Annotated in this window: 14 protein-coding genes and 1 tRNA gene; 11 read left to right on the top strand and 4 right to left on the bottom strand. The window is 64.0% G+C overall.

Annotation, left to right across the window (positions count from 1 at the left end; genetic code table 11):
* Positions 1-31: 31 nt before the first annotated feature.
* Positions 32-1087 (top strand): IS30 family transposase, encoded by a 1056-nt coding sequence (locus ACVMB1_RS32105; RefSeq protein WP_253625294.1) that lies wholly within the window; start codon positions 32-34, stop codon positions 1085-1087.
* 5 nt (positions 1088-1092) lie between these two features.
* Here the strand turns inward: ACVMB1_RS32105 and ACVMB1_RS32100 are convergent, their stop codons facing one another.
* Positions 1093-1461, bottom strand: a complete 369-nt coding sequence (locus ACVMB1_RS32100; protein WP_141343299.1) for a DUF3175 domain-containing protein — start codon at positions 1459-1461, stop codon at positions 1093-1095.
* Between the two features lie 184 nt (positions 1462-1645).
* On the opposite strand from ACVMB1_RS32100, the gene ACVMB1_RS32095 reads away from it, so the two are divergent.
* From ACVMB1_RS32095 to ACVMB1_RS32080, 4 genes are all read left to right on the top strand, one after another.
* Positions 1646-3136 carry an MFS transporter gene (locus ACVMB1_RS32095; protein WP_244559015.1) on the top strand — a complete coding sequence of 497 codons (1491 nt, stop codon included), beginning with the start codon at positions 1646-1648 and terminating at the stop codon, positions 3134-3136.
* 3 nt (positions 3137-3139) lie between these two features.
* Entirely contained in the window at positions 3140-3973 is an 834-nt protein-coding gene (gene otsB / locus ACVMB1_RS32090) for a trehalose-phosphatase (RefSeq protein WP_057021127.1), read from the top strand.
* Positions 3974-4175: 202 nt separating this feature from the next.
* Complete coding sequence (locus ACVMB1_RS32085; RefSeq protein ID WP_057021128.1) at positions 4176-5627, top strand: trehalose-6-phosphate synthase; 1452 nt, start codon at positions 4176-4178, stop codon at positions 5625-5627.
* A 547-nt stretch (positions 5628-6174) separates the two neighbouring features.
* Positions 6175-6264 (top strand) — tRNA-Ser (locus tag ACVMB1_RS32080).
* A gap of 155 nt (positions 6265-6419) precedes the next feature.
* On the opposite strand, the gene ACVMB1_RS32075 is transcribed toward ACVMB1_RS32080, so the two are convergent.
* From ACVMB1_RS32075 to ACVMB1_RS32065, 3 genes are all read right to left on the bottom strand, one after another.
* Positions 6420-7679 (bottom strand): arsenic transporter, encoded by a 1260-nt coding sequence (locus ACVMB1_RS32075; RefSeq protein WP_076834804.1) that lies wholly within the window; start codon positions 7677-7679, stop codon positions 6420-6422.
* Positions 7679-8962 carry an MFS transporter gene (locus ACVMB1_RS32070; RefSeq protein WP_283805990.1) on the bottom strand — a complete coding sequence of 428 codons (1284 nt, stop codon included), beginning with the start codon at positions 8960-8962 and terminating at the stop codon, positions 7679-7681. Before ACVMB1_RS32070 ends, ACVMB1_RS32075 begins: the two co-directional genes overlap by 1 nt.
* A gap of 133 nt (positions 8963-9095) precedes the next feature.
* Positions 9096-9545, bottom strand: coding sequence for a hypothetical protein (locus tag ACVMB1_RS32065; RefSeq protein ID WP_076834806.1), 450 nt, complete (start codon positions 9543-9545; stop codon positions 9096-9098).
* Between the two features lie 185 nt (positions 9546-9730).
* Here ACVMB1_RS32065 and ACVMB1_RS32060 point away from each other — a divergent pair, with 185 nt between their 5' ends.
* From ACVMB1_RS32060 to ACVMB1_RS32035, 6 genes are all read left to right on the top strand, one after another.
* The gene (locus ACVMB1_RS32060; protein ID WP_158074248.1) at positions 9731-10189 is read left to right on the top strand and encodes a hypothetical protein; all 459 of its coding nucleotides are present in this window, start codon (positions 9731-9733) and stop codon (positions 10187-10189) included.
* Positions 10190-10294: 105 nt separating this feature from the next.
* Positions 10295-10960, top strand: coding sequence for a response regulator transcription factor (locus ACVMB1_RS32055; RefSeq protein ID WP_076834811.1), 666 nt, complete (start codon positions 10295-10297; stop codon positions 10958-10960).
* Positions 10960-12348 carry a sensor histidine kinase gene (locus tag ACVMB1_RS32050; protein ID WP_456834681.1) on the top strand — a complete coding sequence of 463 codons (1389 nt, stop codon included), beginning with the start codon at positions 10960-10962 and terminating at the stop codon, positions 12346-12348. Before ACVMB1_RS32055 ends, ACVMB1_RS32050 begins: the two co-directional genes overlap by 1 nt.
* Before the next feature lie 215 nt (positions 12349-12563).
* Entirely contained in the window at positions 12564-13568 is a 1005-nt protein-coding gene (locus ACVMB1_RS32045) for a TAXI family TRAP transporter solute-binding subunit (protein WP_057021156.1), read from the top strand.
* Positions 13569-13600: 32 nt separating this feature from the next.
* Entirely contained in the window at positions 13601-14194 is a 594-nt protein-coding gene (locus tag ACVMB1_RS32040) for a hypothetical protein (RefSeq protein WP_225643109.1), read from the top strand.
* A 35-nt stretch (positions 14195-14229) separates the two neighbouring features.
* Positions 14230-14844 carry a DsrE family protein gene (locus tag ACVMB1_RS32035; RefSeq protein WP_057021157.1) on the top strand — a complete coding sequence of 205 codons (615 nt, stop codon included), beginning with the start codon at positions 14230-14232 and terminating at the stop codon, positions 14842-14844.
* The last annotated feature ends 71 nt before the right edge of the window (positions 14845-14915 follow it).

The following is a 14915-nucleotide window of genomic DNA, read 5'->3' as shown; positions in this document are numbered from 1 at the left end:
AAGTGCAACACTTCCTTGAGGAGGTGTTGCCATGGGGCGGACTTACAAGCAGCTCTCTCTGGACGACCGATGCGAGATTGCCTGCCGATCGGCCAATGGCAGCTCGGTCCGGCAAATCGCGGCAGCTCTGGATCGCTCGCCATCAACGATCTCTCGGGAACTGAGGCGCAATCGGGGGAGCCAGGTCGGCTACAAGCCGAGCTATGCCCAGCACCAGATGCGAGCGCGGCGCTGGACGGGCGGACGCCTCGAACGGGAGCCCGGCCTGCGCCGCGCGGTGTTGCAACGCCTTCGCCGCGGCTGGTCGCCCGAGCAGGTCGCTGGCCGGCTGGCCCGCGAGTACGGGCGCAAGGTGATCTCCCACGAGACCATCTACCGCTTCATCTATCGCCAACTCAGGCGCACCACGGACTTCAACTGGCGGCGCTATCTGCCGCGCGCCAAGAGCAAGCGCGGCTGCCGCGGCAAGCGGGGCGGCAGCCCCGCAAGCTTCATCGAAGGCCGTGTATCCTTGGCAAATCGGCCGCTCGAAGCGGCCGACCGCAGCGTGCCCGGACACTGGGAGGCCGACCTGATGATGTTCTCGAAATACGGTCAGGCCGTGCTGACCGTGCACGAACGCACCTCGCGGCTGCTGCTCGGCATCCGCCTTGCCAGCAAGGTCGCGCGCGGTGTCGCCCGCCATCTCGTGGGCTTCTTCGCGACCCTTCCACAAGAGCTGCGCCAGAGCGTTACCTTCGACAACGGCACCGAGTTCGCCGGTCACCTGGCGCTGCACCGCCTCTCGATCGCGACCTTCTTCTGCGATCCCCATGCCCCCTGGCAGAAGGGTGGCATCGAGAACGCCATCGGCAGGATGCGCCGCTTTATTCCCCGCAAGACGGATCTCGTAACCCTCTCGACCGCCAGATTCCGCCAGTTCATCGCCGCCTACAACAACACCCCGCGCAAATGCCTTGACTACCGCACGCCTGCCGAGTCCTTTGCTCAAGTGTTGCACTTCGAATGTGAATCCACCTCCCGGCTTTCGCCAGGACGACGAATTAATTGCCTGCGCCGGGACGACGCTGTTTGGTTGGCGGGATGATGCGACTAATCCCGTCCGAACTGGTGCTTCAACTCGACCTTGGCGCGCTCCAGCCGTGATCGCTCGGTCTTCGGCAGCGTCTTGCCGGCGCGGTTGATATAGAAGGTCAGCATCGAGAGCGCGGAACGATAGGCGCCGCTCTTGCGGCGCGCGCTGTGCTCGGCGGACCGCTTCAGCGATGATGCGATCTTCTTCGCGCTGGTCTGCTTGAACACGCCGCGCTTGAGGTCGAGCGCGTCGCTCTCCTTTGTCACCCGCTGCGACCAGCGCTTCGCCGTCCTCTTGCTTGCGCCGCGCCTGCGCCGCGTCGTGCCCATGGACCGTGCCGGTAATGTCCTTGCCGTCTTGCGTGTTGCTTTCTTGTGTGCGGCCATCGATGCCTCCGTGTGTTTTGAGCCGAGAACAGTTCGCCGCGATCGTGGTTCCTATGCCGCATTGCGGGAACCCTTGCCGGCCTGCCGCGTTAACACCGCGTGGCGGGCACTCCGTTTGCCGCAATTCCGGGTGAGTGAACCTTGGAACAGATCGTTCCGGGGTTTTTCTCATTGGTCGATTCTGATGACAGTGCAGCCGACACAATTGAGTTCCGCGACGACGCGACAGGCCGTGGCTCCGGTCACGCCGGACGATGACCGCATCATCGAGACCTCGATTCCGGTCCGGCTCGACAATCTCAGCTGGAGCCGCTTTCACACCCGCGTCGTGGTGGCGCTTGGCATCACCTGGATCCTCGACGGGCTGGAAGTGACGCTCGCGGGTGCATTGTCGGGTGCGCTGAAGGACAGCCCGACGATGAGCTTCTCCAATGCCGATGTCGGTCTTGCCAGCAGCGCGTATCTCGCCGGCGCCGTGCTCGGCGCGCTGGGGTTCGGCTGGCTCACCGACCGGATCGGGCGCAAGAAGCTGTTCTTCATCACGCTCGCGCTTTATCTGTCGGCGACCGCCGCGACCGCGCTGTCGTGGAATGTCGCGAGCTACGCGCTGTTTCGCTTTCTCACCGGTGCCGGCATCGGCGGCGAATACACCGCGATCAACTCGACCATCCAGGAACTGGTGCCGGCGCGCTATCGCGGCTGGACCGATCTCGTCATCAACGGCAGCTTCTGGATCGGGGCGGCGATCGGTGCGCTGAGCGCCATCATCCTGCTCGATCCCGCGTTCCTTGCGCCGGACCACGGCTGGCGGATCGCCTATTTCACCGGCGCGGTGCTCGGCCTCGTCGTGCTGTTGATGCGGATGTGGATTCCGGAGAGCCCGCGCTGGCTGATGATCCACGGCTATCCCGACCGGGCCCACAAGATCGTCGCCGATATCGAGACCTCCGTGCTCGGCCACGAACAATCGAGCGCGGACTTCGAGAAGATCAGGCTGCGGATGCGCGATCACACGCCGCTGCGCGAGGTCGCGGCGACGCTGTTCTCCACCTACCGGCAGCGCTCGCTGGTCGGGCTCACGCTGATGGCCGCGCAGGCGTTCTTCTACAATGCGATCTTCTTCACCTTCGCATTGATCCTGACCGACTTCTTCGGTGTCGCCGCCAGCAATGTCGGCTGGTACATCCTGCCCTTCGCCGCCGGCAACTTCCTCGGGCCGCTGCTGCTCGGCCGCCTGTTCGATACGCTCGGCCGCCGCACCATGATCGCGCTGACCTATGGCATCTCGGGCGTGCTGCTGGCGCTGTCCGGCTATCTGTTCTCGATCGGCGTGCTCAGCGCGCAGACCCAGACCATCGCCTGGATGGTGATCTTCTTCTTTGCCTCGCCGGCCGCGAGCGCCGCCTATCTTACCGTCAGCGAGACGTTTCCGCTGGAGGTCCGCGCGCTCGCGATCGCCGCCTTCTATGCGATCGGCACCGGCATTGGCGGCGTGATTGGACCGGCGCTGTTCGGCGTGCTGATCGACACCGGATCGCGCAACAGCGTCTTCGCCGGCTACCTGCTGGGGTCGGCGCTCATGATGGTCGCCGCAGCGGTCGCATGGCGCTATGCCGTCGCGGCCGAGCGGAAATCGCTCGAATCTGTCGCGCGACCACTGGCATGTGTGGAGTAGACTATGACGAAACATGACGTGGCCGAGATGCCCATGGATGATGACATCGCCCCTGACGCCAAGACGGACAGCGTGCCGACGCAGGCGTCGCTGATTCCGCCACTCCGCCAGGTCGCGGTGCTGCTTGACATCGACGGCACCCTGCTCGATTTCGCGCCGACGCCGCGCGAGGTCTGGGTGCCGCCGGAACTGTCGACCACGCTGAAGCAGCTGCATGAGCGCACCCACGGCGCGCTGGCGCTGGTCAGCGGCCGCTCCCTCAATGACATCGACCTGATCTTCGCGCCGGAAGTGTTTCCTGCGATCGGCGGCCACGGCGCCGAGATGCGGCTGCAGCCGGACAGCGAGGCGGTCGCCGCACACGCGCCGCCGCTCGACAAGGAGTTGAAGCGCCGTCTTGCCGCGATCGCAAAGCTCAGCCCCGGCATTCTGCTCGAGGACAAGGGCTATTCGCTGGCGCTGCACTACCGGCTGGCGCCGCAGGCGGAGAAGGCGATCTATGAAGCGGTGTCGCTGATCCGCGCCGAGTTGCCGAATGCGCCGATCGAGGTGCTACCGGGCAAGAGCGTCTGCGAGATCAAGCATTCCGGCTTCACCAAGGCGACCGGCGTGCTCGAGCTGATGACGCATGAGCCGTTCAAGGGGCGGCGTCCGTTCTTCATCGGCGACGACGTCACCGACGAGACCGTGTTCGCGATCATGCCCGATTTCGACGGTCTAGCGTTCTCCGTCGGCCGTCGCGCAACCGGCGTCGCCGGACATTTCGACGGACCGAGCGATGTGCGCGAATTCCTCGCGCATCTGCTCGACGTTGATAGGGACGTCAGCCTGTCCTAACCGAAACGCATTCATCGCAGGCGAATCGAATACGGTGCTTTTGCGTCGTGGCGTCAACCTCGCGCGTAATTTTCTTTTCGCGAGTTCCCGCGAGTTCCGTTCGTGTTCGCCAGAATTTGGTTTCAATTGGGAGATTCCTTGGTCAGGAACCATCTTGATGAATGGTTGTTAATACGCGAGTTGACCAACAGGAGGGGACCTGGTGAACCTCGTCGTCGTATCGAACCGCGTCTCGCGCGGAAAACCCAATGAACCCATGACGGGGGGGCTGGCTGCGGCATTGTTGCCGGTGGTGGAAAAGACAGGGGCAATATGGGTTGGTTCCAGCGGACGCGTCCGCGACGGGAACCTGAAGGAACCTTTCGCAGAGGTCGAAGCGCTCGGGGCGGGCGCGCTGGCGATGCTCGATCTGCCGGCCGCGCACTATGGCGGCTATTACGAAGGCTTTGCCAATTCGGCGCTGTGGCCCGCGATGCATTCGCGCGCCGATCTGATTCGTGCGTCTCGCGAGGACTACGCGAGCTATCGCGAAGTGAACGCGTTCATGGCGCGCGCGTTGCTGCGCTTCCGCAAGCCGGATTCCGTGTTCTGGGTCCAGGACTATCATTTCCTCGCGCTCGGCGCCGAGCTGCGCGATCTCGGCGTCACGCAGCCGATCGGCTTCTTCCTGCACACGCCATGGCCGGCGCGCGCGGTAATCGCGGGCGTGCCCAATCATCGCGAGCTGATCGAGGCGATGCTGTCCTATGACCTGATCGGCTTCCAGACCGATGAGGACTGCGAGAACTTCCTGAGCTATGTGCAGCACGATCTCGACTTCGAGGTGCGCGACGGCGTGATCAATTCGTCGTTCGGCCGCACCCGCGCCGCGGTGTTTCCGATCGGCATCGATCCGGGCAAGTTCGCGCAGCAGGCGACCAAGGCGATGACGCATCCCGACGTGACGCGGCTGCGGCGCAGCCTCAACGGCGAGAAGCTCGCGATCGGCGTCGACCGGCTCGACTACTCCAAGGGCCTCGTCAACCGCATCAAGGCGTTCGACAAGATGTGGACGCTGCATCCGAACCTGAAACGTTCGGTGTCGCTGCTGCAGATCGCAACGCCCTCGCGAGGCGCGATCGAAGCCTACGGCAATCTGCAGAGCGAGGTGGCGAAGCTCGTTACCGACGTCAACGGCGTGCATGGCGAGGTCGACTGGACGCCGATCCGCTACCTCAACAAGGGCTTTGGCCAGGGCGTGCTCGCAGGCCTTTACCGCACCGCGCAGGTCGGCGTCGTGACGCCGCTGCAGGACGGCATGAACCTGGTCGCCAAGGAATATGTCGCCGCGCAAAACCCGGCGGACCCCGGCGTGCTGGTGTTGTCGAAATTCGCCGGTGCGGCGAACGAGCTCGACGCCGCGCTGCTGGTCAATCCGCACGATATCGACGGCATGGCGCGCACCTTGGCGACGGCCCTCGCGATGCCGCTGACCGAGCGGCGGATGCGCTGGGAAGCCATGATGGAGAAGCTCAACAGCGGCACCATCCAGCAATGGTTCGCCGACTTCATCGAGGCGCTGCAGGATACGCACAATGCGGGAAACGCGGCGCTGCCGGAGCCACCAACCCTGTGGCCGCGCCGCACGGCGGATTTTGCCGCGCGCTATCACTGAGCGAGCATGACGATGCAGGGTGGGTGCGTTGGTTCGCCCATCCGCGGTGCTGTCGTCCCTGCCTAGTGCGCAATTGCGCACGGCAGCAGGGACCCATACGCCGCGGTGGATGTTGTGAACGGGGCTCGTCGTAGCAGCATCGCGCAATAATCGGCACTTGTGGTTATGGGTCCCTCTTTCGCTGGGACGGCACTGAGTGTGTTGCGCGGTCAGTGGTCATAACCTCGCATGCTCGCGACGGGGCTCCCGAAGGCGAGAACCCGGCATCCATTCTTCCACGAGTGAGGCGCCCCAATAGATTCCCGGCTCTCGCCTGCGGCGAGCCCCCGGAATGACGAAACGGCGCGTCGATCGGATGAACTCATTGATTTGCGCCGGTCCCTGACCGACCGCCGGCCAAAATCGCGCGCGTCCACGCGCAAGGCGCAGCGCGCGGCTGTCGTCGCTATCAATTTACCCAATGTTTTCAATATGTTGTGGAAATTTCGCGCTCCCGGCCTGCGCTCCCTTGCAAAATCCGCCTCAGCCCTTCAAGAGAGGGCCTCCCGGAGAGATGGCCGAGTGGCTTAAGGCGCACGCTTGGAAAGCGTGTGTGCGGGAAACCGTACCGTGGGTTCGAATCCCACTCTCTCCGCCATTTCCACGATTTAGTGCGCCAAGCCGCGATCTTCTACGATTTTGTGCGACCGGCGGCGCGTATGCAGCGCTTACACAACATGCGCGGCCCCGCCAAGAGAAGTTGAGCCCTCTTGGAGCTCCCCCCGTTTCTGGCAATCGAAGCCGCAACCGCTCTTATGAGGCAGACAGCGAGAGCGCAAGCAGCGAAAGTACCAATGCCGGCGGCATGACCACAATGCCGAGTTGCAGAAAGCGAAGCGCGCCAACATGCTCACCCTCGCGCCGCAGCGCGATCAGCCACAGGATCGTGGCGAGTGAACCGGTGACTGAAAGGTTGGGTCCGAGGTCGACGCCGATCAGGATTGCGCCGGTGACGTGATGCGACGCCTGCGCGGCTTGCGTGGTCGTCGCTGCGATCAGACCCATCGGCAGATTGTTGATGAGGTTCGAGGCAATCGCCGTGATGACGCCGGCGCCCCATGAGGTTGCGTGCGGCGATCGCGCGGCGGTTCGCTCGAGCTCTTCCGCGAGTGCCGGCAGCACGCCGGTGCGATTGAGGCCCTCGACCAGGATGAACAGTCCGGCGACGAGAGGAAGGACCGACCATGAGATATCGCGCGCGATCGATAGCGGCGATGTGCGGCCGAGCAGGAGCACGATCACGGTCACCATCGCCCCGCAGGCAAATGTCGGGATTCCAAGATCCAGACCCAACGCCGATGTGGCGAGCAGGACCGCCGCCGTCGCGCCGATGCCGGCGGCGACGATCGCGGCACTTCTGGCAAGCACGGCCGGCTCTCCGTCGCGCACATCGACACTACCCGACAGGCTGTTCCGCAGGCTGAGCCGGAGCATGATGAAGGTCGCTGCAATCGCCACGATCGAGGGCAGCAGGAAGTAGTGCAGCCACTGCGGCAGCGTCGGCATCCGCGCGCCGAACAACACGAGGTTGGCCGGATTAGAGATCGGCAGCACGAAGCTGGCGGCGTTGGCGATGAACGCACAGACGAAAAGATACGGCAGCGGCTCGACCTTCGCGGCACGGGTCGCGGCGTAGACCGCGGGCGTCAGCACGACGGCGGTGGCGTCGTTCGACAGGAAAATGGTGACCAGCGTACCGACCGCATAGACGATCGAAAACAACCGCGACGCTGAGTTGCGCGAATGCTTGACGGCGAGTTCGGCGAACCAATCGAACAAGCCCTCTTTCCGAGCGACCTCGGCCAGCAGCATCATGCCGATCAAAAAGAAGTAGACGTCCGTTCCGTTGCCTGCCGCCGCGACGGCGTCTCGCCACGGCAACAGGTCGAAGGCGATCAGCAGGACGGCGCCGGTCACTGCCCAGATGTATTCCGGCAGATTCCAGGGGCGTGCAATGACGCCCAAGGTCGCAAGACCGGCGATTCCCCAGGTCGCGGCGTTGTGAGTGAACATCAGGCGACACTCGCGGCGCTTGAAACCATTGCATCCGATGCGTGCCCGGGCTTTGTCGCACAAGCAGGCTTCAACAACGGCGCGAAGACGCTCCACAGCGCGACTGAGACCGTGGCGCAGCCACCGAGAATGAGAAACATCGGCCCGTACCCGAACTCCTGCGCGATCCAGCCACCGATCGCAGGGCTGAGCGAGGCACCGATGTTTTGGACCGTCATGACCGCGCCATGGCCGGCATTGATCCGCCCGGTCCCGTCGAGAATCCGCGCGACGAGGCCGGGCACTGCCACGCTCTGCAATCCCGCGCCGACGCCGTCAAGAATCTGTACCGGATAAACGCCCCAGCTGTTCAGGAGCCACGCCGCGATGATGCCCCGGACCGGCAAGGCGATGAACGACACCAGCATGACCAGCCAGTAGCCCTCCCTTTCGGCCATCCGCATCGCAACCAGCGAGGTCAGGATCATGGTGCCCTGGGCGATGACGATGGTCATCGCGACGAAGCTCGCGGGGTCGGCCTGCTTGTCGGCCACGACCGCCAGGCCGTACAGCGGGAGCATCGCCGCATTGCCGAGGTGGAAGAACAGCAGAGTTGCGGCGAGGATCAGCAATGGCTTCGATTCGATCAGCACTTGCAACCCGCTCGCGCGCTTGTCGTCCGTGCTCTCGCGTTCGAGCCCGCGGGCTGCGTCGTCGTCGATGGACGCGCTCGGGATCATCATAACGGAAGCGATCGAGAGAACACCGAAGACCGCCGCGAGCCAGAACACCGCGGTGAAGCCGTACACCCAGCCGACGAATCCGGACAGCCCGGCGCCGACCATGTTGCCGGCGTGGTTGAAGGCCTGGTTACGGCCGTTCTGTCGATTGAAGCCTGCCTGGCGGACGATACCCAGCGTGATGCCGGCGACGGCCGGACCGATCGCGGCGCCGGCAATCGCCGTCGCGACCTGTGAGGCTGCCAAGAGCCAGAACTCCTGTGACAGCAGCACGATGCCGGAGGCGACGACACTGCAGATGCCGGGGATGATGACGAACAGCTTCTTGCTGCGCGTGGCGTCGATCAGGGCTCCGGCCGGCGTCGTCATCAACATCCCAGCAACGCCGCCCGCCGTCATCACCGTCCCGATCCAGCCGGCCTGCCAGCCCTGCGCGAGCAGAAATACGCCGAGGAACGGCCCGATGCCGGCCTGCATGTCGGCGATGAAGAAGTTCAGCGCGAGCAGCGGACGGAGCGCCTTCTCTGGACTTGCGCTGTATGAGGCCGTCGGTGCTATCGACACGTTGCATCCCGATGCTTGATTAAACAAACTGCCTGTCCGATGAGATCCTCGACGCACCCGAGCCGGTTGAGTCCGGTTCGGGTCCGGTTTCCTGTTACGGCTGCTCAGAGCGGCGTCAGTCGTCCCCTAAGCGTCAAGCAGCTTCGTGTCCGTTGCCGACGAGCTTGGCTTTCCGGATTCGTCCGCCCAATTCGACGTGCAGTTCGTAGGTCTCGCCGTTGCGCCGGCCGTCTATTTCGAAATGCTTGGGCTTGCGACGGGGCGTACCCATCGGTTCGAACCCGGCCGAGCGAGCGGCCTCGATCGCTGCGGCGGGGTCTACGGGTTCGTGGTGGGCGTGCTCGGGCTTCTTCTTGTGCTGGATCGTCACGCCCGCGCCATCGCACGCGAAATGCGTCACCTTGAGCTCAGAAGGCTTCTGCTCGCCTTCTAGTTCGACATCGGCTCCGATCCGGAGCTTGACGAGGTCTGCTCCATGCGGCGTGAGATCGGCAAGCACCATGCCTTTCGGGGTCTGAACCACAAAGCGGTGCGCAAAAACGTGCACGATCCTGCCGGACAATTTGATCTGGTCTTCCGACATCCTGATCTCCTGATTTTCTACTGTTCGTGATTTGCTCAAAGCGCTTTGGGCCCAGGGGGCGGTGGCGGTGCTCCGGGCGGTGGTGGCGGGGCGTCAGCCCGCGGTGGTGGGGGTGGTGTCCCTGGGGGCGGCGGCGGAGGCGGCCCGTCGGCCCGCGGAGGCGGCGGTGGCGCGCCGCGAGGCGGATGCGGCGGAGGACCGAAGGCTTCGGTTCGGCCGTCGGCATGCGAGACGATTTGAGCGCGGAAGATCCCCTGATCGAACATTCCCTGGACCGTCACGATCTCTCCCCTGGTGACGGCATCGGCATTATCCCCACGCGGTCCGAGATCGATCAGGGCGCGGCCGCCGCCGTCCTCCATCAAGAACATGTGGCCGAAGATCTCAGCGACGTTGCCGCGCACGGCGGACGGACCGCCGGGTTGCAGCCTGTCGATCGCGGTCGGCTGCAGCAGCATGACGCTGCGCGGCGGCCAATTCTGGGCGACGCGAACGCCACCGGCACCGGCCGCTGCGCCGGCGACAAGCACGGCAAGCGCGGCCCCTGCCAACAGGCCACGATGCCGGACCTGCCGGCGCCCAGGCAGCGACGGGCTCGTATCCCTCTGTGCATCGCTTTCGGTCATTGGACGCTCCTTTCATGATTGCGATGCCTGAAGCCTAGGACACTGTCCCCAATCCAGCCTGAACCGTTCCGTTCAGCTTGAGTTAAGCTTGGGCGCCTAGTTCCGGTCCGAGGTGTGAGCCGAATGAAAATCCTTCTGGTCGAAGACGATCGCCTGCTCGCGCAAGAGATCGCCCGAGCCCTGCGTGAGGAGAATTTCGCGGTCGACATCGCCGCCAACGGCGAGGACGGACAGCACCTCGGCGAAACCGAATCCTACGATGCCGCAGTGCTCGATCTCGGGCTGCCCAAAGTGCCCGGCGTCGAGGTGCTGCGCGGTTGGCGGAAGCAGGGCCGGCACCTGCCGGTGCTGATCCTGACTGCGCGCGACGGCTGGACCGACAAGGTGGAAGGCTTCAAGGCCGGGGCCGATGACTATCTCACCAAGCCATTCCGGATCGAGGAACTGGTCATGCGCCTTCGCGCGCTGGTCCGTCGCGCCTCGGGGCATGCTGTGCCGCGAATTTCCTGCGGACCCCTGAGCTTCGAAACGCAGACCGGCGTGTTCGAGCTCGATGGATTGCCGTTGAAGCTGACCGGGTTGGAGTGGCGTGTTCTCGAATGCCTGATCCTGCGCAAGGACACCGTGGTCGAGCGAGGCCTGCTGTCGGAAAAGGTCTATGAGGGCGACGTCGGGACGGATTCGAATTCCATCGAAGTGATCGTCGCGCGGCTCCGGCGCAAGGTCGGCAAGGCGCTGATCGAGACCGAAAGGGGCCGCGGCTACAAGCTCAACTCGGGATCCCCATGATGAGCCGGAATGCATCGCTCGGCCGGCGCCTCATGATCGGAGCCGGCGTGTTCATCACCGCAGCCCTGATCGTCGCCGCGATCCTGATATCGTTCGTGCTGCATCGATTCGTGCAGGGGCAGATCGATCAGAGGCTCGACGCGCAGATCCTCTTCCTCGCGTCCATGCTTGAAGCCGACGGCGCCGGCAACATTCGTCTGGCGGGATCCGCCGACGGGCCGCCATTCGATCGACGCCGACGCGGCTGGTACTGGCAGATTTTGGGGCCAAAGAACGCCTTGCGGTCGCGGTCGCTCGACGGAGCGGATCTGGCTCCTCCCGATATCAGCAACAGACCCCTGCCGCCCCCGCCGCCGCCTCCCCCGATCGGCGAAGATCCGCCTCCGCGAGAACGCCCGCTGCCTGCCGACGGCAAGGGTCCATACGACAACGTACTCCACTTTCGCATTTTGAACGTCGCGGTGTCCGGCACTCCTGTCACGATCGTGGCCTCCGCGCCGAGAGACGCGGTGCGCGGGCCGTTGTGGGAAGCAATGCGCACGTTGGCCTTGTCGCTCGCGGTGCTCGGCATCGCATTGATCTTAGCGATGCTGATCCAGGTTCGTCTGGGGTTGCGTCCCCTCGAACGACTTCGTCAGGCGGTCGCCGATGTAAGAGCTGGACTTCGCGACAACGTGCCCGACGCGCAGCCGGGCGAGGTGCAGCCATTGGCCACCGAACTGAATGCGCTGCTGGTTCAGAACGCCACCAACCTGCAGCGGGCGCGCAAACACGTCTCGAATCTGGCGCACGGACTGAAGACGCCGCTTGCGACGCTGGCGGTCGCGCTGCAGAAGCAATCGTCAGGCTCAGAGGATCTTCACGGTCTCGTCGTCCTAATGGACCGGCGCATCCGGCATCATCTGGGCCGCGCCCGATCGGCCGCACTTGGCGGTCCGGTTCGGACAAGAACAGTAATCGCGCCACGCGTCGCGGATCTCGGTCTCGTCCTCGGCAAAGTGAACGCCGACAAGACGATCGATTTCGTCAATCATATACCAGCCGGCCTGGCGGTAGCCTGCGAACAGCAGGACGTCGACGAGATGCTGGGAAACGTGCTGGAGAACGCCTTCTCCTGGTGCGGCAGCAAGGTTGTCGTCGAATCTCGCGAGGAGACGCGAAGTGTCGTCCTCGTCGTCGAGGACGATGGACCGGGGCTTTCGCCGGAGCAGATGTCGCAGGCGGTGCAGGCCGGCCAACGGCTCGACGAAAGCTCTCCAGGATTCGGCTTCGGGCTGTCGATCACGCGGGAACTCACCGAGCTTTACGCCGGATCCCTTAGCCTGGACCGGTCTCCACTCGGGGGACTTCGAGTGGCGATACGTCTGCCGTCCGCGGGGCTGGAGTGAGGGAAATCCCGGATGTTTGGTGCCGGTGACCGGTCCCTCGCTGCCGCGGCGTGGGGGGACACGCACAATGGATAATCCGGAAGGAGTAGTGGGCTCCCCCATGGGGAGAAATAGCGCGCGCCGATGAACTGCATGAAACTACGACAAAATCACCGATCGGCGAGGGCGGAGATCCCATGGGACAGACCGCAAAAAGGGAATTGCACCCGTTGCGCATGCTGGCGCTGCTGATTCCGCTGCTCACGACCGTTCCGCTGTCAAACGTGGATGCACAGGCGCAACCTGCTGCACCGCGTCAATTGCGCCGTGAGCCGCCGCCGCAAAAGCCGCAGGTGACGATGAATGCCTGGACGATCGGCCTCGCCGGGGGCCTGCTCGAGGGCGCGCCCATTCGTCTCGCGGCCGAAATCGCCCGCGTGGTAGACGATGGCGACAAGCTGCATGTGTTGCCGGTCGTGACGCGCGGGCCGACGGAGAATGTGAACTCGCTGCTGTATTTGCGCGGCATCGATGCCGCCATCATCAATTCCGACGTGCTCGAGGAATACAGGAGCCAGGTGCCGGATATCCAGCAACGGCTGGCTTTCGTGCTGAACCTGTTTCCGTCCGAACTGCATATCTTCGTTCGTCCCGAGATCCAAAGCCTGAGCGATCTCGCCGGCAAGAAGGTGAACTTCAATAATCTGGGTACCGCGGCGGCCTATTCGGGGCCGCTGATCTTCAGCCGCCTTGGCCTCGATGTGGAAAAAACGTTCATTCCCCATCAGGTCGCGCTCGAGCAGATGCGCAAGGGCGAGATGGCCGCGGTCGTCTTCATCACCTCGAAGCCGGTGGATGCCTTCGTGCGCGGCCGCTGGGACCCGGGGTTCAAGTTCCTGCCTGTTCCCTATGACAGGAGGTTCGAAGACTTTTATCTTCCCGCCTCGCTCGAGGCCACGGAGTATCCCAATCTCATCAAGCAGGGCGAGCGCGTCACGACAATCGCCGTGCCGACCGCCCTGGTGGCTTTCAACTTTCCGGCCAAATCGAACCGCTATGAGCGCCTTGCGCGCTTCGTGGAGTATCTGTTCTCGCGGATCGACAAGCTGCAGCAGCCGGGCTTCGACCAAAAGTGGAAGACGATCAATCTCGCCGCGACCGTTCCCGGCCTGACGCGCTTCCCCGCAGCGCAGGCGTGGCTCGATCGCGAGCCGCGCGCCGCCGCAAATACATCGCAATGAGACGCGCGGCGACCTGCGCGGTGGCTGGAGTCTTGCTCGCAAGCGGCATTGCTTCGGCGCAGGCGGCAGGATATCGCCAGATCGCTCAGCTCCGCGATTGCTCCGCCAAGGAACGCTCCGAACGGCCGGAGTGCTCCGAGAAGACACCGCGGGCGTCGGCGCTGCCCCAGGCGAACCTGGGTAACAGCTGGGTCGTCAGCCTGACGACTTCACCGCTCGACTATTCACCGGTCGCCACCGCCACGACGTCATCGCGCGACGGTGCTGGCGAAAGCGCAATGACGCTTTCGATTCGCTGCCATGGCGGGCGGAGCGAACTGATCGTCGCGGGCTCCCGCGTGTCCGGTCGCGGCGATGGATATGCGATTTCCTACCGCATCAACGACGGTCCGCCGCAGCAAGTAGCGGCAGCTGTGCCTGCGTCCGGGACCGGCGTTGCGTTCGGCGGTGACGTGGTTCGCTTGCTGCAGTCCCTTCCGGACGGCGGAGGTCTCAATATTCACCTCGCACCCCGTACCGGACCGGCGCTGGATGCGGTGTTTCCGTTGGGCGGGATGGATGTGGTGCGCGCGAAGATCACCGCTGCCTGCAGGTGGCCACAACCGACCGCAAAACCCAACGGCTAGGGATTTCAATAACGTGTCTTTAACAGGAGGTATCCATGCGCGTGTTTCAGCATATTGCGAAGGTAACCATCATCGGAGCCGCAACGGCGCTCCTGGCCGCTTCATACGCTGCGGCGGAGCAAGGCGGCGGACGGTACTGGACACCGACAACAACGAACCGCACTGCGGACTATCAGCACGTTTCAGAAAAGGTCCAAAGGGTTCATATCTCGCGCAAGGCGACCACCCACAAGAGGGAACGATCTCCTCTCGACGCCAACGCCCGGCTTCCATCCAACGCCAAGTCGCACAACCTGATCCTGCAGGTGAACACGAACGATCCCGCAGCCATGAATCTCGCGCTCAACAACGCAGTCAACGTTGCGCAATACTACAAGGATCTCGGCGAGAAGGTGAAAATCGAGGTGGTCACCTTCGGACCCGGCCTGCACATGCTGCGCGACGACACCTCGCCGGTGAAAGCCCGTCTCGAGGAAATGGCGCTGAGCACGCCGGAGGTCTCGTTCAAGGCCTGTGGCAATACCCAGGAAAAAATGCACAAGGCCGAGAACAAGGATATCCCGATTGTTCGCCAGGCGGAGGTGGTGAAGTCAGGCGTCGTGCGCGTGATGGAACTGCAGGAGAAGGGCTGGTCCTATGTGAAGCCGTGACCTGTGGCCTAACCCGAAAGGGGTGGGTGGGGTCCTCCATGCGGGCTGTAGGCTTCGCGCTGCGGTACGGC

The organism is Bradyrhizobium sp. USDA 4504 (genome assembly GCF_054063995.1).
The sequence above is the reverse complement of the archived record's forward strand: the minus strand, read 5'-3'. Positions and strand labels throughout refer to the sequence as shown.